Raw genomic sequence first — 22,027 nt, 5'->3', positions numbered from 1 at the left:
GTTCTTCGCATCCACCCCCGATGGGAGGATGCGGGTGGGGTTGAGTGTGATGCCGAATCGGACCGGCCCCGCAGGTGGGCGTGCATGCCGGTGCACGCCCACCGCCTTTCTTGGGGCCTGATCCGCTAGGACCGGCCCGCCGGCTGATAGCCGGCCTGTTCCACCGCGGCGTGGATCTCCTCGTCGGTGAATCCCGCGCCGCTGACGGTGACCGCGCCGGTCGGCAGGTCGACGACGACCCCGGTGACGCCGCCGACCTTGCCGATCTCCCCGGACACCGACGAGACGCAGTGGCCGCAGGTCATCCCGCTCACCGAATAGACCTTGCCGACCTTCCCGGCCGTGCCGCCCGCCGCGCTCGCCTCAGCGGTCACCTCAGCGATCACCTCGGCCTGGGCCGACTCCGTGCCGCACGCACATGCCGTGCACATACCCGTCCTCCTTTCGCAGTTACCCCTGGGGGGTATCCGGTCGTGAGAGACCATAACATACCCCCGGGGGGTGTCAATGACGGAGGAGCCCGCGATCCGGCTTCAGGCGGGCATCACGCGGCGGTCGCTGCGGGGACGCCCCCACCGGGCACGACCAGGCCCACGGGAGCTCGTCTCCCTGTCTCGTGCGCGACGTCTGTCAGACCGCCGGCGGCTCGCACGGCGCAGGGACCGCGACCCATAATCCAGAAATCCATGAATTCAGGATCCCGTGTATCGTCGGCGCATGGCCACCATCGCCTCCGACATCGACGTGCTCGCCCGGTTCGGCCGCGCCCTGGCCGACCCGATCCGCTGCCGCATCCTGATCGCGCTTCGCGAGGCTCCGGCCCATCCGGCCGACCTGGCCGATCTGCTGGGTATCTCCCGCACCCGCCTGAGCAACCACCTGGCCTGCCTACGCGACTGTGGCCTGGTCGTCGCCGTGCCCATCGGCCGGCGTACCCGCTACGAACTTGCCGACGAGCGGCTCGGCCATGCATTGGACGACCTGCGCACCGCGGTGATCGCGGTGGCCGCCGACCGCACCTGCGTGGACACGGAAGAGAAAGGGTGTTGCTGATGACCGCGATCCCTCTCGGCCCGACCCCCGCCCGTCGCGACACGCTCCGTCGGCGCATCCGGCTGCTGGTGGCCGCCACCATCACCTACAACGTGATCGAGGCCGTCGTCGCCATCACCGCCGGCACCCTCGCCTCCTCTGTCGCACTGATCGGGTTCGGCCTGGACTCCGTCGTAGAGGTCGCCTCCGCCACTGCCGTGGCCTGGCAGTTCTCCGCGGCCGACCACCAGGCACGGGAGAAGACCGCGCTGAGGATCATCGCGATCTCCTTCTTCGGGCTGGCCGCCTACGTCGCCGCCGACGCCGTACGGACCCTCCTCGGCGCCGGCGAGGCCGGCCACTCCACTCCCGGACTGGTCCTGGCCGCCGTCTCTCTGGTGATCATGCCGGTGCTGTCGTACGCCCAGCGTCGCGCCGGCCGCGAACTCGGCTCCGCCTCGGCGGTCGCCGATTCCAAGCAGACCCTGCTGTGCACCTACCTGTCGGCGGTGCTGCTCGCCGGGCTCGCCCTCAACAGCGCCCTCGGCTGGTCCTGGGCCGACCCGATCGCCGCCCTGGTCATCGCCGCTGTGGCGGTCAAGGAAGGCCGCGAAGCCTGGCGTGGGGACGCCTGCTGCGCCGTTCCCGCACGCACGCCGTCCCCCTCGTCCGGCCGGTGCGGCGACCCGTGCTGCTCCCCTGCCCGGGACGACACCGGGTGATCGGCGGTCCGACGCCATCCCGCGTACATGCCGCCCGCACAATCCACGGCGCGTGGCGACCACGCCCCAGGGGTTGCAACCGATACCCAGGTACAGGCTTACCGTCAGAGGCATGACCCAGGACATCGCCCTTGACCGGGGATGGGCTCCCTCGGCGTGCACCCTGCCCACCGCGGAGCGGCCGCTGCGGGTGGCCGAGTTCGACGCCTTGTTCGCGGAGGCGGTCCGGGCGGTGCGGCGCCTCGGGCGTGAGCGGCTGCGGCTGGAGCTCGCTTTCAGCCCGGAGCATGCGGCCCGGGCGGCCGAACTGACCGCGCGGGAGAACGGCTGCTGCTCCTTCTTCACCTTCACCCTGACCGTCGCCGACGGGGGCCTGGCACTGGAGGTGGCGGTGCCGCCGGAGCACGTCGAGGTGCTGGACGCGCTCCAGGCACGCGCCGTGTCGGCCGCATCAGGGCCTGCCGCACCGGAGTCCGCCGCATCGGGAGGATCGGCGTGAGGCGGGATCTCGACGGCTCCTACCTGCGCAGCGGGCAGGTGGCCAGGCAGGCCGGCGTCAACCCGCAGACATTGCGCTACTACGAGCGTCGCGGGCTGATCGCCGAACCGGCGCGCAGTCTCGGCGGGCACCGCGCCTACCCTCCGGAGACCGTCACCCTGCTGACCGTCATCAAGGCCGCCCAGCGGCTCGGCTTCACCCTGGACGAGGTCGCCGAGCTGATCGACACCGGCCGGCACGGTCACCCCTCCCCCGACCTGCGCGCCCGCGCCCAGGCCAAGATCGCCGAGGTGGACGCGCGCATCGCCGACCTCACCACCATCCGTACCGCGCTCACCCGAGTGGTCACCGCAGGCTGCGACAGCCTGACGAACTGCACCTGTCCCGACTGCCCGCTGCCGTACGCCGACCTGGCCGCCTTCCGCGCCCCGGAAGAGGACTGACCGTCGTGAGCACCCACCCGCACCATCGCTGAGCGCCCGAGCCGCGGTGCGGAGGGTGACCCGGAGACGCATCGACCGCTGCCATGCGCTGTACTACCGGCCATGACGGTCATCCGCTCCCTGCTGCTTTTCGTCCTGGCCGCCTTCGCCGAGATCGGCGGAGCATGGCTGGTCTGGCAAGGCGTACGCGAGCAGCGTGGCCTGCTGTGGATCGGCGGTGGCGTGATCGCGCTGGGCCTGTACGGGCTGGTCGCCACGTTCCAGCCCGACGCGAACTTCGGCCGGATTCTTGCGGCCTACGGCGGCGTCTTCGTCGCCGGCTCCCTGGCCTGGGGCATGCTCGTCGACGGGTTCCGGCCCGACCGCTGGGACATCATCGGCGCGCTCGTCTGCCTGGCCGGCGTACTGATCATCATGTACGCGCCACGTGGCTGACCGAGCAAGGTCTTCGTCAACATGCTCATCCGCAGGCGGGATCGCCTATGTCCAGAACCTCTACATCCTGGTGTTCGCGTGGCGACGAGGAGATGCCGCGGCAACACCGGTGCCCGCCACCACCAGCGAGGACAAGCCGCCGGCCCAAAGACCTGACCCACTGACCGGGTCATCTGATGGACGGTCAGATAGCTTCCGCGCAGTTCGGGCCGGTGCGACACTCGCGGCCAGGGCGGCGGCAGGTGTACAAGATCATCGTCGACCCGGTCCGCCGAGAGCAGGTCAGCCGGCCCAGAGGATGTCGATGATGCGCAGGGACTGCGCTTCCTCGTCAAGGATGAACGTCAGCATTCCTTGGCTGTCACCCCCGAAGAAGGCATGTCTCACGGCGGACTGGCCAGGACGCTCCGCGATCGCGTCCCAGGGGTCGCGGAGGAGTTCGATGAGTCGCTCCAGGAGGGGGCCGTCGCGAACCTCGTGAGGAAGACCGTTCAGCTCAATAGAGCGCGTCCGTGGAAACCATCGAACTTGTAGCTCACACCCGGCCTTCCCACTCCGGCGGGGTGTAGCGAGTGAACATCTCGGCACGCTCCTGAAGAGCGTCCTGGACGGCCTCCTCATAACCCGGGCGGTTGTAGGCGATCACACGCAGGCGCCACTGACGCAGCAACGTCTGCACCTGCTTGAAGCGCGCCAGGTCGTGCGCGGCCTCCAGCGCCTCGTCGTACTCGGCTCGGAAGCGGGCCCGGTGCGGCGGCGGCAGCGCCTCGAAGATCGCGGCTGGATCCTCACCGGGATCACGGAACCCGACGGGATCCACAGGCTGAGCGCTCATACCGACCAATCTATCTTGTGGGCCGACGAGCACAGCTTGTACACGGTTGATCAACTGACGATAATCGTCCTCATCGCTAGTTGATCATCACGACGCAGTCGCGCCTCGGCCCTCCGCATCTGGAACCGGTCGAGTCCTCTTCGTCTACACCGTCGAGTTCAGACCTCAGCAGTCAACCGCTCGTCTCATCGCCACTGAGAACCTCCAGGGATCGGCTCAACGGGAATCACACCGGCGTGCTCCGACTGGCTGGTAGCTCGCACCACCCCGGTGCCGCCGTTCTGGTCCATCGCGCATCGCCCCTTCCGCCAAAAGGCGGCCCGCGTACAAGCCTTCGCCATATCCGAACGTAAGCAGCGTAGCGTCCTCGGTGACGCCGGAGAGGTTGGTCGGCCGCTGGAGCGTTCATGCAACGACTGCACCTCTTGCATCCCTGGTAGCGGACGTCTTCCATGGTTTGCATGACGAGGATGACCTGAAGGATCGCGGTGGCGCGGCGAGGGCAGCAGCAGAACTTTGACACTAGCTCCCCCCTTTCAAGGTCGCGATGGCGCGTTCGCCCAGGGCGCGGATGCAGTGGTGAGCGCGGTTGACGTCCTTATGCCCGGGGCCGGTGCCGGTGGCGGTGGCGTTGAACGGGTCCGAAAGGTTCCGCCTGCGCCGTGGTAGCCCTTGTCGGCGAAGGTCATCACGTTTGTTGCGCAGCCCAACTGCTTACTCCTGTTGTTCCTTCGGGAAGGCCCGCCCTCTCAGAAGAGGGCCACAGCGCGACTTCACCTTCTCACCTAGACGACGGACGCGTTTGATCACCCAATCGTCCATCACGATATTTGTGTAGTCGTGATTTATCTCTAGGATATTTTCGTAAGCATCGAGGAAGTGATCAACGGTCTCAAGCTGCCCCCTTTCTGCGGCATCCTCGAAGATAAGTAGTAAGTTGATCACATAGGTGGAGAAGCTGACGAACGGTTCTCGACCCACCTCCGCGGCTTCCTCGGCCTCGCCATCCTCCAGCTCTTTAATCAGTGAGCGCGCCTCTGGTATCGAATCCCACAAGATCTGACGAGTCCCCAAATTAGGGTCCGCGACTGACTGATCCACCCGCAACTCGCCACCAAGAATCATATCGCCGACATTTCTTACCCTTGAATTCCCACTGGATGAAACCATGCAGCACCTCCCCGGTGTCTGGCCCTTCATGCCGCATTCTTCGCCCCACCGTCGCCGCCGAATTGCACCTTCCGGCCGGCCCTTGCCTTTGGCCGGCTACAACAGGTTCCGGGCGTCCTCGTAGTCCTGTTGGGGATCGCCTGCGTCTGCCCTCGGTTGCACACCGCCGCACTCCGGCTGGAGGCTCTGTCGCCGTTTCTCAAAGTTGCGCAGAGCCGAGACTGTGCCTTGTTCCGCCGCACTGGACGTCCGGAGCGCAGGAGCTTCAGAACGCGGCGATCTGGTCGGAGGCGCGTTCGCGGCGGGCCAGGGTGCGGATCACAGGCAGGACACCGTGACGGGCGACGGCGATGCGGGTCAGGCAGGCGGCGACCGCGTCGGCGGCCCCGGCGGGCACCGCAGGTGGGTGTCTCCAGGCTGACCGCCAGGTCGTCGAGATGGACAACGAGTTCCACGAGCCGGGTCAGCAGGCGGGCCGGCCAGGCCGCTGACCCGGAAGTCGGCCAGCGCGATGGCCGCTCCCAGCGTTCGGCCAGCGCCGGCGAGTGCAGCAGCCCGGACACAACCTCGGCGGTCTCGAGCAACGCAGAGATCATCGCAGAAGGGTCGCGGCCAGAAACGCAGACCCTGACAATGGCGCACGAACATCACCACCGGGGCCGATGTCGCAGCAGGTCTCGAGGGTGGTGAGTAGCGAGGCTGGTCGCCGCCGCGGCCCGCAGCATCGCTTACCCGGCCTCGCGAGAGGCGACGGGCTCCGGCCGTTGGCTCCCCCTCCGCTGGCGGAGCCAGGGAATCAGCCCACCGGCCAGCACCATCGCGACCTGCCGGTCGGACAGGCTGTGCCGGGTGCAGTAAAACTGGCCTCGGCTGACGTTGCGCACCGTTATCTCGGCACCGCCGGAGGCGATCGCGTGCCTCAGGCCGTCCAGCACGAGAACGTCACCCTGCTCGACGCGGTGGTAGTCGTCGGGATCGGCGAATTCCAGCGCGAGCACGCCGAAGTTGGCCAGGTTCTGCCAGTGGATCCGGGCGAAGGACACAGCCAGCACCATGTGCAGGCCGAGATGGCGGGGGGCGATGACAGCGTGTTCGCGCGAGGAGCCCTGTCCGTAGTTGGCGCCGGCGACCACGATGTGCCCGGTGCCGCGGGAGGCGTGTGCCCGACCGACATAGTCCTCGTCGATCTGTGCAAAGGTGAACTCGGCCAGCTTGGGGATGTTGCTGCGATAGGGCAACGCCCGGGCGCCGGCGGGCAGAATCTCGTCGGTGGACACGTCATCGCCGACCTTGAGCGCGACCGGCGCCTCCATGCGGTCGGGCAACGGCGGGAAGCCGGGCAGCGAGGAGATGTTCGCTCCCTTGACCAGTTCTGACCGATCGGCGTGCGCGGAGGGCGGCGGTTCGAGCATGGCGGTGTTCACACTGGACTCGGCCGGTAGTTCCAGGTGCGGACAGTCGATGCCGAGAAGGTGTGGCAAGTCGCGAGGGTCGGTGATCTGGCCGGTGAGAGCGGCCGCGGCGGCGGTCTCGGGGGAACAGAGAAAGACCGAGTCCTCGCGCGTTCCGGACCGGCCGGGAAAGTTGCGCGGAACGGTGCGCAGGCTGTTGCGCCCGTTGGCCGGCGCCTGGCCCATGCCGATGCAGCCCATGCAGCCGGACTGGTGCAGCCGCGCACCGGCCGAGATCAGCGCGAACGTGGCGCCCATCTTCGTGAGGTCCTGCAGGATCTGCCGTGAGCTCGGGTTGATGTCCAGCGACACCCTCGGATGCGCCTGCCGCCCGGAGACGATGGCGGCGACGACGGCGAAATCACGCAGTCCTGGGTTGGCTGAGGAGCCGACCACCACCTGGTCGACCTGCCGACCGGCTGCCTCGCGCACTGTGACCACGTTCTCCGGTGAGCTGGGCAGCGCGATCAGCGGCTCCAGACGCGACAGGTCGATCTCGTCGGTGACGTCGTAGGTGGCGTCCGCGTCGGCGAGCAGCTCGACGAAGTCGTGCTCACGCCGCTCTGCCCGCAGGAACGTGCGGACCTGATCGTCAGCCGGGAACACCGTGGTGGTCGCGCCGAGTTCGGCCCCCATGTTGGCGATCACATGCCGGTCCATGGCAGTCAGTTGCGCCAGCCCAGGCCCGTGGTATTCGATGATCCGGTTCACGGCGCCTTTGACGCCGTGCCGGCGCAGCATTTCGAGGATGACGTCCTTGGCGCTCACCCAGGGCGGCAGTTCGCCGGTCAGCCGTATGCCCCAGATGTCGGGCATACGCAGGTAGACCGGTTCGCCGGCGATCGCCATCGCCACCTCGATGCCGCCCAAGCCGATCGCCAGCATCCCCAGCGAGCCCGCCGCCGGTGTGTGGCTGTCGGAGCCGACCAGGGTCTTGCCGGGGATGCCGAAGCGCTGCATGTGGGTCGGATGGGAGACACCGTTGCCCGGCTTGGAGTACCAAAGACCGAAACGGTGGCAAGCAGAGCGCAGGAAGGCGTGGTCTTCGGCGTTCCTACTGTCGGTCTGCAACAGGTTGTGGTCGACGTACTGCACCGACACCTCGGTCCGGACCCGGTCCAGGTCGAGCGCCTCCAGCTCCAGCATCACCAGGGTGCCGGTCGCGTCCTGGGTGAGTGTCTGGTCGATGCGGAGTGCGATCTCCTGCCCGGCGGTCATGTCGCCGGACAGGAGGTGGGTGGCGATCAGCTTCTGTGCCACGTTGTGCCCCATGCCGGGCCTCCTGGCCTGCGTTGGAGATGTGCGGGCGCCACCGCGCGCCGGTCGCCGTGAGCAGGGTCAGCACTCCACCTCGGGCGAGTTCGCGCAGGTGCGTGACCCACCCGGCCATCCATCCGTCAGCTGTTCATCCGCTGACGCACATCCACTGTTGTCTAGAGCTCCACCAGGGCCGATACCCCTCTCATGACACCGACGCTACGCCGATGGACGTCAAGCCCAGTTCAGTGCATTACCACGACGATGGAGCCTTCGCCCATCTCCTTGGCTCCTGCTGGGGTTTGTCATCACCCGCGTTGCGGGTCCTCGCCGTACGGGAGAAGCGGTCCGCCGACGTCGAGGAAGAGCAGCGGACGTTCGGCATGATCGGTCATGCCGCCCTGATCTCGTCACGTTCGATGAGCGCGCCCCGTCCGAAGCGACTCCGGCACGTACGAGAGCCGCCAGGTGAGGTGCGTTGACCGTGCGCGAGCGGGCCTGGGCCAACTCGACCCGCGCCGCGCAGCCGCCCCGGCGCGTTTCAGGACAGGGTGTCTCGCACGGGCAATGGCCGGTATCCGGTCGGTCCTAGAGCGGATTGTCGTGGGCGAGGAGGGCGAGTTGGACGCGATTGTCCAGGTTGGTCTTCGTGAGGATGCGGGAGATGTAGCTCTTTACCGTGCCGACGCTCATGTGGAGCTCGGCCGCGATGTCCGCGTTCGAGCCGCCCCGGCCGACCGCGGCGGCGACCTCGCGCTCGCGGTCGCTGAGCCTGGACAGCAGCCTGCGCGCCTCGTCGCGGCGACGGTCCTGCGCCTTGGGCGCCAGGTGGGCGATCAGGCGCCGGGTCACGCCGGGTGACAGGATCGGCTCGCCCGCGGCGACCCGGAGGACCGCGTCCACGATGCCCTCCGGCGGGGTGTCCTTGAGCAGGAACCCACTGGCCCCGGCGCGCAGCGCGCCGAAGACGTGCTCGTCGGCGTCGAACGTGGTCAGCATGATGACGTGGGGAGGGTCGGGTCGCCGCCGAAGCAGCCGGGTGGCGTCGATCCCGTCCAGGCCCGGCATCCGGATGTCCATGAGCACCACATCGGGCGCGTACGCGTCGACCGCGGCTCCGACGTCGGCGCCGTCGGCCACGCCGCCCACCACGACGAGCTCGTCAGCGCCCTTGAGCATCAGCGTCAGGCCTGCCCTGACGAGCGGGTCGTCGTCCACGACCAGCACGCGTATGGCGCTCACACCGGCCATGGTAGCCAGACCGCCAGGCGGAACTCGCCTTCCTCAATCCCGGCCTGCTCCACGCGGCCGCCCGCCAGCTCGGCCCGCTCCCGCATCCCGGCCAGCCCGGCGCCCTCGCCCCGGGGAGCGTGCACCACGGCATTGCGCACCACGGGATTGCGCACCTCGATGGCGAGCCCCCGCTCCGGCCCGCCGTCGAGGCGGACAGTCACGGGCCTGCCCGGCGCGTGCTTCCTGGCGTTGGTGAGCGCCTCCTGGACGATCCGGTAGGCCGCCCGCGCCGTCAGGCCCGGCAGGCCGGGCAGACGCACGCCGTCGTCGTGCATCTCCACCTCCATGCCCGCCCGCCGTACCTCCTCGACCAGAGCGTGCAGGTCCAGCTCGGCCAGGACGGGCGCCTCGCGGAGCACCGAGATGACCTGGCGCAGCTCCTGCAACGCCTGGTGCGCGCTGGAGCGCACCACCGCGGCCGCCTCGACCACCTCCTCGGGGTCGGCCCGCGCGTTGAACTCCAGCGCCCCGGCGTGCAGCGCCAGCAGCGACAGCCGGTGCGCCAGCACGTCGTGCATGTCGCGGGCGATGGCCAGGCGTTCGGCATGGCGGGCCTGCTCGACGCGTCGCCGTTGCTCCTCCTCGGCCCTGCGGACCCGCTCCGCCAGCGACAGCACCAGTTGACGGCGGGCCCGCGCCAGCATCCCCCATCCGGTCAGCGCCACCCCGAACAGCACCGCGACCAGCGCCCACACCGGATAAGGCGCAAGCCCCGGCGGCCGCAGCCAGAACCGGGCCAGCGTCGCGGCCACCCACGCCGCGCCGACTCCGATCGCGACGGCCGAGCGGCGGTACAGAGAGGTCATCAGCGTGGCGATGCCGGCCGCGACCGACGCCGAGGCCGCGGGCACCGCCAGCGCCACGGCCACGAGCGCCATGGTGGCCGGCCACCGGCGCGACAGCCACAACGCCCCGCACGCCGCCGCACCGCCGGCCACGTCCGCGACCAGCCAGCCGGAAGCCCCGTCGACATCGGCTTGCACGACGACCCCCGCCGCGACCAGCGCGCAGACGACGCCCCCCACTCGGATCGCCCGGTCCCGCCGCGTCCTGGCCGGGCCCGGCCGTACGTCTGCCGTCACGGACGCCCAGCGTAGTGACGGCGGGGCGGCCGACGGCAGCAACCAAAGTCGACGCCGGGTTGTCACCTGGGTTGCCACGGCCAGGACCCGGGGCGGCAGACGCGCATGGGGCGTGCGGAAGACGCTGGGCCCATGACCTCGAACAAGACGCGCGGCCGGCTGGCCGCACTGCTCCTCGCGGTGATCACACCGCTCGTGGCCGAGTTCACCCTCGGCAACCCGCCGCTGCGGATGGCCTGGCTCCTGCTGCTGTGGATCCCGATATACGGCGCGGGCGTCGTCCTGGTGCGCGAGCTGGTGCGGCGGGCCGGGACGGGCTTGACCGGGGTGCTGCTGCTCGGGGCGGCCTACGGCATCGTCGAGGAGGGCCTGGCGCTGCAGGCGCTGAGCAGCCCCACGATCTACGGCGCCGCCGGATGGGCGCCCCGGGTCCTGGGCCTCAACAGCGCCTACGCCGAGCTGCAGATCCCTTACCACGCGGTCTTCAGCGCCGCGATCCCGATCCTCCTGACCGACCTGATCGTCCCGTCCCTGCGTGACCGGCCCTACCTGGGCAGACTCGGCACCTGGCTGGCCGGGACGGTCTTCGTCCTCGGCGCGCTGCTGCTGCGGGTGACGGTGGTGACGTCCATCGACCCCGGGTACGAGGCGCCACCGGCGGTCCTCGCGGGCTGTGCGGCCGCCGTGGTCCTGCTGGCGGGGGTGGGGCTGCGGTTGAAGCTCCGCCCGGGCATGCCTTCGGTCAGCCCGCCCGCGCCTGCGACGGCCGGAGTGTTCGGCGCCGTGGCCGCCTTCGGATACCTGGCGTTGCTGTTCCCCTTCGGGGGCGCGACCCAGCCCGCGTTCACCCACGGCGGGTGGGTGATCGTGCCCATGGCGGCTGCCGCCGTTCTGGCGGTCGCCGTCACGTGGCTCCTGCGCCGCTGGACCGCCGGCGGCCTGTGGACGGACCGGCACAGCCTCGCCCTGGCCTCCGGCGCCCTGATCGCGCACACCGCCTTCGGCCTGATCTCCAACACCGACACGGCGGCCGACCGCGCCGGCCTGGCGGCCGTCGGGGTGGTCATGACGTGTCTGCTGGCCCTGCTGGGCCGCCGGGTCGCCGGCCTCTCCCGCGTCAGATGACCCCACCGGCGAGATCACCGCGATCGCGTCGCATGTGTCAGGCCGTCGACCGGTAGGCGGCGAACCGACCTGCGGTCAGCCCCGACTCGCGGCCAGGAGTTCGCGTCCGCGTTCTGGCGTGATCAGCCGCGCGGCCCGAGGGTCGGCGAGCAGGGCGATGGGCGCGATGTGGTCCTCATGCAGTGGCCGCCAGTGGACGAGGGCGTCGAGCAGGCGCGGCCAGGCGTCTTCACCGGCGTCGAGAGCGGCATGCGCGGCCGCGTCGAACTCCGGATCGCCGAAGCAGACCCGGAACGCCGGCTCCTCCCGCCGTGCTTGATGACGGCCGAGGGGCCTCTCGACCCGCTGCGTCCGGCCGTCGCCTGGGAACTGGTATTTGACCCGTTGTGATCGGCGGTCTTGTCGCGAGCGGGGCATCGAATCGCGCGGTCGCGGCCGAAGCGCGCCGCCTGCGCGAACACGGCCAGCGGACGGTCCACCTCGCCGCGCAGGCTCGCCAGCCGGGCGTCCTCGACCGTGGCGTCCCACTCACGCTGGGTCTCGCAGCGGGGGCGGTCGAGGGCGTGGAATTCGGCGTAGAAGTGGTACATCTTCTCGTGGAACGAGCCGTGCCGTTCGGGCCCCCTCGCTCTCCACGAGAACACGTCGTAGGCCGCCCATTCACCGCGCTCGTCGACGTCGCCAGGATCGAGGTAGACGACACCGGCGTCCGCCCGCAGGGAGATCAGCAACGATCGTGCCGCCGCCGGGTCCTCGTACTTCACCTCCCGGTCGACCCAGGTTTCGGCCCACATCGGCTCCAGATCGGTCAGCCAGCCGATCTCCTCGGTGCCGCGCAGGCTCCAGACGAAGTTGCCGGCGTGCCGCCAGCCGTTGGTGACCAGCAGGAACTCCCGGAATGACGGGGGCAGCACGCATCCCAGTCGCGCCTCCAGCGCCTGCACCTCGTCCTCGGTGGCGGGCGGGCACCCGAGCCAGGGATCGCCGCCCGGCTCCTCACCGGGATGGGCGATGCGCCACTCCTCGCTCCAACGCTGGAGGAACGGCTTCCACGCGTGACGGTCCACGACGGGGCTCCTACGACGTCGCACGATCTGGTTTCGCCGATTCCATCAGATGCCACCGACATCGCCGGTCCGATCTCGCGGGCAAGAAGGTCTCGGAGCTGGAGCGGATGGGCACCCCGCCGATCGGCGCACGGCACCGGCCAGGAGCCGGGCCGGGCGGCCGAGGACGTGAATTCCCACCCGGATACGGCCACGATCCGGACTGCAAGGAGAAAGCGGAATCACGCTACATTCACCACACACCAAGATCGATCTGCGCTCACTCACCTGGATGTATGGCATGCACCCCCTCATCGTCGCCCTGACCCTCGCGACCGCCGCTCCCACCACCGCCCATGCCCAAGCCGCCGAACCCGATCCGCTGGCGGGCCTGCGTTCCCTGCTCGCCCTCGGCGCCGGCGCGACCACCGAGTTCTACGCCGGCGCCTCCACGGATCTGACGCGGCAGGTGCAGCTGAGCAACGGCAAGCGCACCTACATCGGGAGCGGCATGGAACTGCACGGCACCGGCAAGGTCAAGCTGGGGCGGTCCGGCGTGATCGCCTCGGAACACATCCGGCAGCTGAGCGTCGGCAACAAGCAGCTGATGGTGGACGAGGCGGCCAAGGACCCCTACTTCGCCGGTCTGCTCCGTACGGTGGGGACGCTGCGCACGGTCAGCGTGGGCGGCTGGCAGTACCAGCTCGCGCCGCGGGCGAAGTCGTGGACGCGCACCGGCCGCGCGAGCGGCGCCGCCGCCGCGTACGGCGACCAGTTCATCAACGTCCTGGAGCCGGCCACGCTGCGCACGCTGCTGTCCACCAAGAGCCGCAAGACCGTCACACCCTGGACCAAGGACCGCACCACCGGACGCAAGCAGCGGATCTACACACTTACCGGGACGATCCGGCTCAAGGATCTCTACCGCGTCTCCCCCAGCTTCCGCGAGGCCGCGGGGACCTCGGCCCTCGGCACGTCCGAGGTGACATGGACGTACATGTACGACGACCGCGGCTGGCCCTACCGGGTCGGCTGGCGCTTCTACGCGCACCCCCGGCCCGCGGTCCGGGGACTCGGAGACGACCGGATTCTGCGGGCGCACCTGGCCACGCAGTACCGGAACTGGGAGAAGCCGATGACGATCACTGCGCCGAAGGCGAGGCCGGGGCGCGGGCTGGAGGTCGACGACCTCAGCGACGTGCTGAGCGCTCCCGCGCGCCGCAGGTGAGCGGCCCCGGCCGTGAGGGACTGAGGGCGAGGGCTGTCTCAGGCTGGTCATGCCGATCGGTGACCAGGGCGATACCGGGCAGCGGGTACCCATCATGCGAGGGCGTGCAGGCCCTCACTCACATGATCCTGGAGGTGTCTTCATGGGGAAGGACCAACAGGGAAGCCGGTCCAGGCGCCCGCGGGAAGAGCGGGCGCAGACCCCGGACTGCCCGGGCCACCGAGGCGACGCCCTGCTCGACGGTGAACCCCGGGGCGGGAACGACATGTCTCTGGACGACACGGCAGAGATCCCGATGGGCTCGGATGCCAATCGGAAGTCCCGCGAGATCGAGGACCCGCCGGAGTACAGCCGGAGAAGTCCGGGCCGGTAACCGCAGGGCGGCTGGGCGGCTGTGATGCCGCCTGGGCAGTGGGGCCGGCGTGGCCGTGAGAGCCCGCCGGCGTCGCGACGGTGATCACGCTCCGGACCGGCCGCACGGGCCGGTCCGGAGCCACCCGGGCCACCACCCCCGCACATCGGGAGGCCGCGACCGGACGACATCCGGGTGCTGGAGGGCGACCTCGACGGCGAAGTCGTCGTCGGCTACCACCGCGGCGGCGAGCTGGTCGGGGTCGTGCTGGTGGGCATGGCCTCCGCCGCCGCCCGCTATCGCGCCGCGCTCACCCGCGCCGCCGCGACCGTATGACCTGGGAGGAAACGGCCGTGGACACCGTGCGCAACGTGATCGCCGGACAGAGCCGGGCCCCGGCGTCCGGAGAGTGGATGGACCTGGTCGACCCGTCCACCGAGAAGGTGTACGCCCGGGCGGCCCGCTCGGGCGGGGAGGACGTGGACCACGCCGTCGCGGCCGCCGCCCAGGCGTCGCGCACCTGGCGGCGCACCACCCCGGCCGAGCGTCAGCGGCTGCTCCTGGAGCTGGCCGATCTGATGGCGGACAACAGGGAAGCACTGGCCGAGGCCGAGGTGCGGGCGACCGGCAAGCCGCGCGGCACCGCGCTGCGGGTCGACGTGGGCGGGGCGATCGACGCCATCCGCTATTTCGCCGGCGCGGCGCGGGTGCTGGAGGGCCTCGGCGCCGCCGAGTACGCCGAGGGGCACACCTCGTTCGTACGCCGTGAGCCGATCGGCGTCGTCGCCCAGGTGACGCCGTGGAACTACCCGCTGATGATGGCCGCCTGGAAGGTCGGCCCGGCGCTGGCCGCGGGGAACACGCTGGTGCTGAAGCCGTCCGACACGACGCCCGGCTCGACCGTGCTGCTGGGCGAGCTGTGCGCCCGGGTGTTCCCGCCCGGCGTGGTCAACGTCGTGTGCGGCGACCGGGACACCGGCCGCGCCCTGGTCGCGCATCCAGGAGTGGAGATGGTGGCCATCACCGGCTCGACGCGGGCCGGAGCCGAGGTGATGGCGGCCGCGGCGAGCGATCTCAAGGACGTCCACCTGGAGCTGGGCGGCAAGGCCCCCGCGCTGGTCTTCGCCGACGTGGACCCGGCCGCGGCGGCCGCCGGCATCGCCGAGGCGGCGTTCTTCAACACGGGACAGGACTGCACGGCCGTCACCCGCGTGCTCGTCGAGCGGAGCGCCTACGACGGGTTCGTCGAGGCGCTCGCCGAGGCGGCGCGTGCCCTCGCCGTCGGCCACCCCGACGAGGAGGGCGTGTTCCTCGGCCCGTCCAACAACGCCGCGCAGGCCGGGCGGGTCGCCGGGTTCCTCGACCGGCTGCCCGCGCACGCCCGGGTGGTGGCCGGCGGCGCCCGGCTCGACCGTCCCGGCTACTTCTTCCCGCCGACGGTGGTCGCGGACGTGCGGCAGGACGACGAGGTCGTGCAGCAGGAGATCTTCGGCCCGGTCGTGACCGTGCAGCCGTTCGCGGACGAGGACGAGGCCGTCGCCCTGGCCAACGGAGTCGAGTACGCGCTCGCCTCCAGCCTGTGGACCAGGGACACCGGGCGGGCCATGCGCCTTTCCGCCGCGCTGGACTTCGGCGCGGTCTGGGTCAACTGCCATCAGGTGATCATCCCCGAGATGCCGCACGGCGGTTTCAAGCACTCGGGCACCGGCAAGGACCTGTCCCGGTACGGCCTCGACGCCTACACCCGCGTCAAGCACGTGATGATCAGCCACACCTGACGTCTCCGTGAGCCGGGTCCAGCCGCTGGTGGAGCAGGGCCTGCTGGGCCGGGTTGGCGGTCAGGCCCAGCGCCCGCTCGTCCGAGATCCGCGCCTGGCTCGTGTCGCCCAGCGCGCGCAGCAGTTCTGCCCGGGTGGCGTGCAGGAGCGGATAGCGGGACAGGGTCTCCTCCAGGCCGGTCAGCTCCGCCAGCGCGGCCGCGGGCCCCTTGACGTAGCGCAGGGCGACGGCCCGGTGCAGCCGGGTCACCGGCGAGGGGGCGACGGCCAGGAGCATGTCGTACAACACGAGGATCTGCGCCCAGTCGGTCTGCTCGAAGCCGGCCGCCTCGGCGTGACAGGCCACGATCGCGGCCTGTAACTGGTAGGGCCCCGGCCGGCGATGAGCCCGGGCGGCGCGGGTCAGCGCCGCGGTCGCCTCGGCGATCGCGGCGTGGTCCCACAGCGTGCGGTCCTGCTCGGCGAGCGGCACCAGACGCCCGTGGGAGTCGAACCTGGCCGCGCCGCGCGCGCGGTGCAGCCGGATGAGCGCGAGCAGCCCGGCCACCTCCGGCTCACCCGGCATGAGGCCCGCCAGGAGCGCGGCCAGCCACTCGGCGTCGTCGGCCAGGTCGCGTGCCTCGGCCCGGTCGCCGGTGCTCGACAGATAGCCCTCGTTGAACAGCAGGTAGACGACCGCGAGCACGGCGCCGAGCCGCTCGGGCAGTTCGTCCGCGGCCGGGATCCGATAGGGGACGCCCGCTAGGGCGATCTTCCGTTTGGCGCGGGTGATCCGCTGGGCGACCGTCGTCTCCGGCACGACGAAGGCCGCGGCGATCTGCGCGGTGCTCAGCCCGCACACCACGCGCAGGGTCAGCGCGATCCGGGCCTCCGGCGACAGCGCCGGATGGCAGCACGTGAAGATCAGCCGCAGCCGGTCGTCGCCCTTCCCCGGCTCGGGCCACCGCAACTGGGCCAGTTTGGCGCGGTAGTTCGTCTCCCGCCGCAGCACGTCGAGGCCGCGGCGGCGTGCCACGGTGAGCAGCCAGGCGTCCGGCCGGTCCGGCACGCCCTCGACCGGCCAGCGGCGCAGCGCGGTCTCCACGGCGTCCTGCACCAGGTCTTCGGCGGCGGAGAAGTCGCCCAGCAGCGACACCAGGCAGGCCGCGAGGCGGCCCGCGTGCTCGCGCACCACGCGGGCCAGCGCCTCGCGGCTCCCCCGGCCGCCGTCCGGTCCGCTCATGCGATCGGGCGGATCTCCACGAGCGGGCACGCCGGCCAGGACCTGGCCAGCTTCAACGCCTCGTCCAAGTCGGCCACCTCCACCTCGGCGTAACCGCTGACGACCTCCTTGCCCTCGACGAACGGCCCGTCGGTGACGACGGGCTCGCCGCCGTCGAGACGCACGGTGGTCGCGGTGTGCGCGGGCGCCAGATGCGCGTGATGGGTGATCTTGCCGGAGTTCTCGGCGAACCAGCGCATCACCGCCTCGTAGGCGGCCTCGCGCTCCAGCTCGTCCATCGCCTCCAGACGCGTGACGAACTCCTCGGTCTCGGCGAACATCAGCACGTACTTCACGGTTGACTCCCTTCCCTCGATCGGCCTTCGATCGGCCTTCGACAGGAAGACGATTGGGCACCCGCCTCATACGACACCCGGCGGCAGGACTTCGCCGGCGCGGCCCGATCAGGCGCTCAGCACCTTGCGGAGCAGCTCGCCGAACTCGGCGGGGTGCGTGCTGAGCCCGGTGTGCCCGCCGGGGAAGTGGACGAGCTCCGTGCCGAACCGCTCGGCGAGGAAGGCGGCGGGACGGTAGGGCAGTTCGCCCCGCGAGTCCGCTCCCGCGGCGAGCACGAGCCGGTCCGACAGAGCCTCCAGGCGATCCACGTCCGGTCTGTACGCCATGAAGCCCGGCACGATGCGCCCGAGGAAGTAGGGCATGTCCGCCATCGTCCGCTGCACCCGGGCCGCCGCCTGCGGGGGAAGCTCGGTGGCCGCACCGGTATCGACTCTGGCATCAGCTCTGGCATCGACTCCGGCATCGGCCCTGACGTCGACGGGATCGGCGCCGGGCCGCCTCAGGCCGGCCGCGAAGACGGCCGCCGCCGGCATCAGCCCCTCCCGGCGGAACGTGTCCTGGACGCGGGCGAGCAGCAGGCGGTGCTCGGCCGCGTCCGGCAGCACCTCCACCACCGGCGGCTCGTGCGCCACGACGCGTTCGATCCGTTCGGGATGGGCGGTGAGCAGGTGCAGCGCGACGATGGCGCCCGAGCTGCAGGCGGCCACGCGGGCGGGCGCGTCCGGAGACAGCAGCTCCAGCAGCCGGAACGCGTCGTCGGCGTGCCGCTCGACCCGCTGCGGGGCCTCCGGGTCGTCCAGCGGGCTGCGGGAGATGCCGCGCGGGTCGTAGGACGCGACGGTGTAGTCGGCGGCCAGGGCGTCGGCGACGCCGTCGAAGGAGGCCGTGCCGCCCGTGCCGCCGGGGATCAGCAGCAGGAGCGGCCCCTCTCCGCGCACCTCGTAGTGCAGGGTGGCGCCATCCACGCGCAGGTGGCCGATGGCCGGGCTGGTCATGCCGAGTCTCCTTCGTCGTGCGTGGGCCAGTGCTCAAGGAGGGTGTGCAGGGCGTCGAGGCAGCGGGCCCAGGTGTCTTCGGCCGGACGCGCGTGCGCGAACCCGCCCGCGGCCTCCAGGCTGGTGAAGCCGTGGAGCGTGCTGCGCATCAGCCGGACCGCGTCGGTCAGGTCGGGTTCCTCCAGCGCGTAGCCGCGCAGCATGCTGTAGGTCAGCTCGACGGCGCGCCGCGGCCCGGCGGCCCGGGCCGCGAGCTCGGGATCGATCTGTATCGGGATCTGCGTCGCCGTGTATCGGCCCGGGTGGTCGTGGGCGTACTGCCGCCAGGCGTTCGCGTACGCCACCAGCGCGTCCTTCCCGGCCCGCCCGGCGGTCGCCTCCGCGATGCGGATGGTCTTCTCGTCCGCCGCCAGCAGCGCGATCCGCCCGCGCAGGTCCTCAAGGCTGCGGACGTGCGCGTACAGGCTGGCGTCCTTCACCCCGAGCCGTCGTGCCACCGCCGACATGGTCACGTGCTCGAGCCCGACCTCGTCCGCCAGTTCGGCACCGGCGAGCGTCACCCGATCCGCCGTCAACCCGGCCCGCGCCATGTGCCTGCCGCCCTTCTCAAACGATCCGAGTTTTCCTAGGAGCCCTAGATTTTTCCTTGGGGTCCAAGGTTGCCTCAGATAGGCGCGGAGCACAAGCGGTTATCGCGGTGACGGCTCGGCCCGGCCCAGCTGGAAATCGGCCGCCTGGCGGGTGAACAGGCGGGCGTACTCGCCCCCGAGGGCCATCAGCTCGTCATGGGTGCCCTGCTCGGCTACCCGCCCGCCGGCGAGGACGACGATGTGGTCCGCGCCGCGCACCGTGTTGAGGCGGTGCGAGATGAGAAGGCTCGTACGGCCGCCGCGGTAGTCGCGGAGCCGCTGATGAATGGCGTGCTCGGCCTCGGGGTCGAGTCCCGAGCTGGGCTCGTCGAGGATGAGCAGGTCGGCGGTGTCCGCGCGGAGAAGTGCGCGGGCGAGGGCGACGCGCTGCCACTGCCCGCCGGACAGGAGCACCCCCCGGCCGGGATCCTCGTCCTGCTCGGCGGCGAAGAACCGCGACAGGATGGTGTCGTAGCCGCGGGGAAGGCCCGCCAGCGCGTCGTGGATGTCCGCCCTGCGGGCCGCCTCGTGGATCCGCTCCGGCCGGCCGAGAGCGCCGACGTCGCCGACGGCGACGTTCTCGGCCGCGGTGAGGTCGTAGGCGACGTAGTCCTGGAACACGGCTCCGATCCGGCGGCGCAGGTCGTCGACGCGCAGCTCGCGCAGGTCGGCGCCGTCCCAGCGGACGCTGCCGCGCTCGGGGTCGTACAGGCGGCACAGCAGCTTGACGACGGTGCTCTTGCCCGCGCCGTTCAGGCCGACCAGGGCCACGCTCCGCCCGTGCGGGATGGTCAGGTTCAGGCCGCGCAGCACGTACGGATGACCGGCGTCGTACCGGAACCACACGTCGCGGAGTTCGATGTCGTGCCGCAGCGGTGACACGCCGCCATCGGTGGCGGGTTCCGGCAGGTCGGGTCCGATGGTGACGACGTGGGCGTAGTGCCCGGCCAGGACGAGTGCCTCGTTCAGGTGTGCCACCTGGATCACCGTGCCGGACAGGGAGGACTGGGTGCCGGCGAGGGCGGCGGTGAGGACGGCCAGGTCGCCGATGCCGGCCTGGCCCTCCGCTATCCGGGAGACCAGCACGACCAGCGCGGCGCCCGCGATGACCGTGCTGAGTGCGGTGAGCGCTCCGTTGTAGCGAAAGGCCGTCAGGTCCATCCGGCGTTCCGCCCGCTGCTCGGCGGCCAGTTCGCCCAGCATGCGCCCCCGCAGGAAGCCTCCGATGCCGAACAGCCGGATCTCCTTGGCGGCCCGATGGTCGAGCATCAGCGTCTGGTAGAACATCCGGCGGCGCTCCGCGGGGGCCATCTCCAGGCGGAGGTACGCCCGCCGGCGGCCGAGCCGGAGCTGGACGACCAGTTCGGGCACGGCGGCCGCGGCCACGACGGCGGCGAGGAGCGGGCTGAGCGTGCCGAGCGCGCCCAGCAGCCCGGCGATGGTGATACCGCCGCGTGCCGCGCCGAGCGCCGACTCGGTGACGAGCTGCGGGGCGGTCTGCGCGGACTGCTGCGCCAGCTGGAGCCGATTGTGGAAATCCGGGTTCTCCAGCCTGGTCAGTCCCTGCATCCGGCACACCGCCGTGAACAGTTCGTCGCTGGTGCGCCACGCGATGCGGCGCTGCTGCTCCCGCTGGACCCATCCGGACAGGTGGGGCAGCAACGCGGTCAGGGCTCCGGCCACGGCCATCGCCGCGGCGAGCGGCGGCGTCGAGGAACCCGGCCCGGTGCTCAGGCGATCGATCAGCAGCTTGGTGAGCCACGTGATCGCAACGGGAGAGGCGCCGGCCAGCACCGCCATGACGATCTGGGACAGGGCGAGAACCGGTCCGGCCCGCCAGACGAGCGCCAGGGTGAGCCGCAGCGGCCCGAGTCGTGACCTCACGCCGGTCAGGCGGGGGTCGGCGCGCCCGCCGGCAGCTCCGGCTTCAGGCTGCTACCGGCGACGGTCCCGTCGGGGGCGACCAGGAAGAACGACGGGAAGGCCCTGACCTCGAACGCGTCCGCCATCGCGCCGCCTTCGCCCTCCACGACGACGCTCACCTCGTCGGCCAGGGCGGCGAGCAGCTCGGCGGGTCTCCGCTCGCCCTCCACCACCACCGCCAGCACGCGTACACCGTCGGAGGCGGCGTCACGGGCGGTCGCGACGAAGGTGGGCGCCTTCGGCAGGCAGTGCGGGCAGTCGGTGCTGAAGAACCCGACGAGGGTGCGCTCGCCCGCGAAGTCGTCTTTGGTGACCTTCGTGTCCGTGACCGTGAGCGCGGAGAAGGCCGGGACCTCGGCGCCCACGCCGAGCCCGGGACTTCCCGGCAGTCTCCCGGCACGGGACTCCTCGGTGGTCTTCCTGAGTCTCCTGATGACCGCGCCGGTCAGGAGCAGGTTCACCAGGACAAGCCCGCCGAGCAGGACGACGGCGGCGACCAGGACGGCCATGGGCGTTCCCTTCCATCAAGGGGTCAACGGGCATCAGGGGGGTCAACCGACATCGGAGGGTCAGCGGACGTCGGAGGGTCAGCGGACATCAGGGGCCGGCGGACGTCGGAGGGCCGGCGACTCCCGGAAGGTCATCGGAGGAGGTGGACCAGGTCGTCGAGGAGCACGACGGCACCGACGGCGACCGAGGCCCCAATCAGGCAGAGCGCGGCGGCGGGCGGCGCGACGGGCGTGCCGCCCGCGGCGGACGACATGGCGGCCCCGGCCACCGCGCACGCGACGAGAACGACGTTGCGCGCCACGTGCCGGCGGTTGACCGGCTCACCCGATCCGCCGAAGCATCGGCACGCGACGGTCGTCCCGCGCCGCAGCGCCGCGACCAGGACCGCGGCGAACCCGAGGAGCAGGCCCCCGGCGAGCAGGAGGCCCACCCTGGCGTCGCCGTCGAGGCCGGGCGCCGCCAGCATGACGACGGTTCCGGCCTCGACGGCGACGACCACCACGGCGGCAGGCGTAGCGAAACGCGAGGGAAGGCCGCCGAGCCGCCGTACCGCCGTGGTGAAATCGCCGAAGGCCCGCCGCGTGCGCAGCTTCGTGAGGACGGATACCAGGAAAACCCCCGTCAGCACGAGCCGGACGGTCAGCACGGCATAGACCATTGGACG

Annotated in this window: 24 protein-coding genes; 9 read left to right on the top strand and 15 right to left on the bottom strand. The window is 71.0% G+C overall.

The genetic code is table 11. From position 1 onward, the window contains the following. Positions 1 to 125 precede the first annotated feature (125 nt). A complete protein-coding gene (locus tag ACIBK1_RS35835) occupies positions 126 to 431 on the bottom strand; it encodes a heavy-metal-associated domain-containing protein (RefSeq protein WP_396740094.1) in 306 nt (101 codons plus the stop codon). A gap of 286 nt (positions 432 to 717) precedes the next feature. On the opposite strand from ACIBK1_RS35835, the gene ACIBK1_RS35830 reads away from it, so the two are divergent. From ACIBK1_RS35830 to ACIBK1_RS35810, 5 genes are all read left to right on the top strand, one after another. Then, positions 718 to 1,053 carry an ArsR/SmtB family transcription factor gene (locus tag ACIBK1_RS35830; protein ID WP_030511511.1) on the top strand — a complete coding sequence of 112 codons (336 nt, stop codon included), beginning with the start codon at positions 718 to 720 and terminating at the stop codon, positions 1,051 to 1,053. Further along, positions 1,053 to 1,754, top strand: coding sequence for a cation transporter (locus tag ACIBK1_RS35825; RefSeq protein ID WP_396740093.1), 702 nt, complete (start codon positions 1,053 to 1,055; stop codon positions 1,752 to 1,754). The genes ACIBK1_RS35830 and ACIBK1_RS35825 overlap by 1 nt, the downstream gene beginning before the upstream one ends. A gap of 112 nt (positions 1,755 to 1,866) precedes the next feature. After that, positions 1,867 to 2,253 (top strand): hypothetical protein, encoded by a 387-nt coding sequence (locus ACIBK1_RS35820; protein WP_396740092.1) that lies wholly within the window; start codon positions 1,867 to 1,869, stop codon positions 2,251 to 2,253. Beyond that, on the top strand, positions 2,250 to 2,696 hold the full coding sequence (locus tag ACIBK1_RS35815; protein ID WP_396740091.1) for a MerR family transcriptional regulator: 447 nt from the start codon (positions 2,250 to 2,252) through the stop codon (positions 2,694 to 2,696). The genes ACIBK1_RS35820 and ACIBK1_RS35815 overlap by 4 nt, the downstream gene beginning before the upstream one ends. 102 nt (positions 2,697 to 2,798) lie before the next feature. Then, positions 2,799 to 3,131 carry a YnfA family protein gene (locus ACIBK1_RS35810; protein ID WP_396740090.1) on the top strand — a complete coding sequence of 111 codons (333 nt, stop codon included), beginning with the start codon at positions 2,799 to 2,801 and terminating at the stop codon, positions 3,129 to 3,131. 535 nt (positions 3,132 to 3,666) lie between these two features. On the opposite strand, the gene ACIBK1_RS35805 is transcribed toward ACIBK1_RS35810, so the two are convergent. The 6 genes from ACIBK1_RS35805 to ACIBK1_RS35780 all read right to left on the bottom strand — a co-directional run bounded on the left by ACIBK1_RS35805 (position 3,667) and on the right by ACIBK1_RS35780 (position 10,219). After that, positions 3,667 to 3,966 (bottom strand): DUF6247 family protein, encoded by a 300-nt coding sequence (locus tag ACIBK1_RS35805; protein WP_063754708.1) that lies wholly within the window; start codon positions 3,964 to 3,966, stop codon positions 3,667 to 3,669. Between the two features lie 714 nt (positions 3,967 to 4,680). Continuing rightward, the gene (locus tag ACIBK1_RS35800) at positions 4,681 to 5,136 is read right to left on the bottom strand and encodes a hypothetical protein (protein ID WP_156081194.1); all 456 of its coding nucleotides are present in this window, start codon (positions 5,134 to 5,136) and stop codon (positions 4,681 to 4,683) included. A 265-nt stretch (positions 5,137 to 5,401) separates the two neighbouring features. Beyond that, positions 5,402 to 5,533 (bottom strand): hypothetical protein, encoded by a 132-nt coding sequence (locus ACIBK1_RS35795; protein WP_269321828.1) that lies wholly within the window; start codon positions 5,531 to 5,533, stop codon positions 5,402 to 5,404. A gap of 331 nt (positions 5,534 to 5,864) precedes the next feature. Continuing rightward, positions 5,865 to 7,859 carry an aconitate hydratase gene (locus tag ACIBK1_RS35790; RefSeq protein WP_396740089.1) on the bottom strand — a complete coding sequence of 665 codons (1,995 nt, stop codon included), beginning with the start codon at positions 7,857 to 7,859 and terminating at the stop codon, positions 5,865 to 5,867. Positions 7,860 to 8,432: 573 nt separating this feature from the next. After that, the gene (locus tag ACIBK1_RS35785; RefSeq protein ID WP_396740088.1) at positions 8,433 to 9,095 is read right to left on the bottom strand and encodes a response regulator; all 663 of its coding nucleotides are present in this window, start codon (positions 9,093 to 9,095) and stop codon (positions 8,433 to 8,435) included. Beyond that, positions 9,083 to 10,219 (bottom strand): sensor histidine kinase, encoded by a 1,137-nt coding sequence (locus tag ACIBK1_RS35780; protein WP_396740087.1) that lies wholly within the window; start codon positions 10,217 to 10,219, stop codon positions 9,083 to 9,085. The genes ACIBK1_RS35785 and ACIBK1_RS35780 overlap by 13 nt, the downstream gene beginning before the upstream one ends. Before the next feature lie 132 nt (positions 10,220 to 10,351). On the opposite strand from ACIBK1_RS35780, the gene ACIBK1_RS35775 reads away from it, so the two are divergent. Continuing rightward, complete coding sequence (locus ACIBK1_RS35775; RefSeq protein ID WP_396740086.1) at positions 10,352 to 11,344, top strand: hypothetical protein; 993 nt, start codon at positions 10,352 to 10,354, stop codon at positions 11,342 to 11,344. 122 nt (positions 11,345 to 11,466) lie between these two features. Here ACIBK1_RS35775 and ACIBK1_RS35770 read toward each other — a convergent pair whose 3' ends face one another. Continuing rightward, positions 11,467 to 12,411 carry an SMI1/KNR4 family protein gene (locus ACIBK1_RS35770; RefSeq protein ID WP_396740085.1) on the bottom strand — a complete coding sequence of 315 codons (945 nt, stop codon included), beginning with the start codon at positions 12,409 to 12,411 and terminating at the stop codon, positions 11,467 to 11,469. Between the two features lie 280 nt (positions 12,412 to 12,691). On the opposite strand from ACIBK1_RS35770, the gene ACIBK1_RS35765 reads away from it, so the two are divergent. The 3 genes from ACIBK1_RS35765 to ACIBK1_RS35755 all read left to right on the top strand — a co-directional run bounded on the left by ACIBK1_RS35765 (position 12,692) and on the right by ACIBK1_RS35755 (position 15,748). Continuing rightward, on the top strand, positions 12,692 to 13,618 hold the full coding sequence (locus tag ACIBK1_RS35765; protein WP_396740084.1) for a hypothetical protein: 927 nt from the start codon (positions 12,692 to 12,694) through the stop codon (positions 13,616 to 13,618). Positions 13,619 to 14,165: 547 nt separating this feature from the next. Beyond that, on the top strand, positions 14,166 to 14,306 hold the full coding sequence (locus tag ACIBK1_RS35760) for a hypothetical protein (RefSeq protein ID WP_156081192.1): 141 nt from the start codon (positions 14,166 to 14,168) through the stop codon (positions 14,304 to 14,306). Then, a complete protein-coding gene (locus ACIBK1_RS35755) occupies positions 14,303 to 15,748 on the top strand; it encodes an aminobutyraldehyde dehydrogenase (protein WP_030511497.1) in 1,446 nt (481 codons plus the stop codon). Before ACIBK1_RS35760 ends, ACIBK1_RS35755 begins: the two co-directional genes overlap by 4 nt. Here ACIBK1_RS35755 and ACIBK1_RS35750 read toward each other — a convergent pair. The 7 genes from ACIBK1_RS35750 to ACIBK1_RS35720 form a co-directional block, all read right to left on the bottom strand. Next, positions 15,735 to 16,970, bottom strand: coding sequence for an RNA polymerase sigma factor (locus ACIBK1_RS35750; RefSeq protein WP_396740083.1), 1,236 nt, complete (start codon positions 16,968 to 16,970; stop codon positions 15,735 to 15,737). The two genes, ACIBK1_RS35755 and ACIBK1_RS35750, sit on opposite strands and share 14 nt — an antisense overlap. After that, positions 16,967 to 17,305, bottom strand: a complete 339-nt coding sequence (locus ACIBK1_RS35745) for a YciI family protein (RefSeq protein ID WP_396740082.1) — start codon at positions 17,303 to 17,305, stop codon at positions 16,967 to 16,969. Before ACIBK1_RS35745 ends, ACIBK1_RS35750 begins: the two co-directional genes overlap by 4 nt. 108 nt (positions 17,306 to 17,413) lie before the next feature. Next, positions 17,414 to 18,301, bottom strand: coding sequence for an alpha/beta fold hydrolase (locus tag ACIBK1_RS35740; RefSeq protein WP_396740081.1), 888 nt, complete (start codon positions 18,299 to 18,301; stop codon positions 17,414 to 17,416). Next, positions 18,298 to 18,891: a TetR/AcrR family transcriptional regulator gene (locus tag ACIBK1_RS35735; RefSeq protein ID WP_030511493.1), complete on the bottom strand. Its 594-nt coding sequence runs from the start codon at positions 18,889 to 18,891 to the stop codon at positions 18,298 to 18,300. The genes ACIBK1_RS35740 and ACIBK1_RS35735 overlap by 4 nt, the downstream gene beginning before the upstream one ends. Before the next feature lie 99 nt (positions 18,892 to 18,990). Continuing rightward, on the bottom strand, positions 18,991 to 20,814 hold the full coding sequence (locus tag ACIBK1_RS35730) for an ABC transporter ATP-binding protein (RefSeq protein WP_036408678.1): 1,824 nt from the start codon (positions 20,812 to 20,814) through the stop codon (positions 18,991 to 18,993). Positions 20,815 to 20,819: 5 nt separating this feature from the next. Next, positions 20,820 to 21,362, bottom strand: a complete 543-nt coding sequence (locus ACIBK1_RS35725) for a peroxiredoxin family protein (protein WP_396740080.1) — start codon at positions 21,360 to 21,362, stop codon at positions 20,820 to 20,822. Positions 21,363 to 21,493: 131 nt separating this feature from the next. Further along, positions 21,494 to 22,009 carry a MauE/DoxX family redox-associated membrane protein gene (locus ACIBK1_RS35720; protein WP_156081191.1) on the bottom strand — a complete coding sequence of 172 codons (516 nt, stop codon included), beginning with the start codon at positions 22,007 to 22,009 and terminating at the stop codon, positions 21,494 to 21,496. Between the last annotated feature and the right edge of the window lie 18 nt (positions 22,010 to 22,027).

Origin of the sequence: Microbispora rosea, assembly GCF_044460045.1 — a bacterium.
Taxonomy (GTDB): domain Bacteria; phylum Actinomycetota; class Actinomycetes; order Streptosporangiales; family Streptosporangiaceae; genus Microbispora; species Microbispora rosea.
This window is presented reverse-complemented; position numbering and strand designations above follow the sequence as displayed.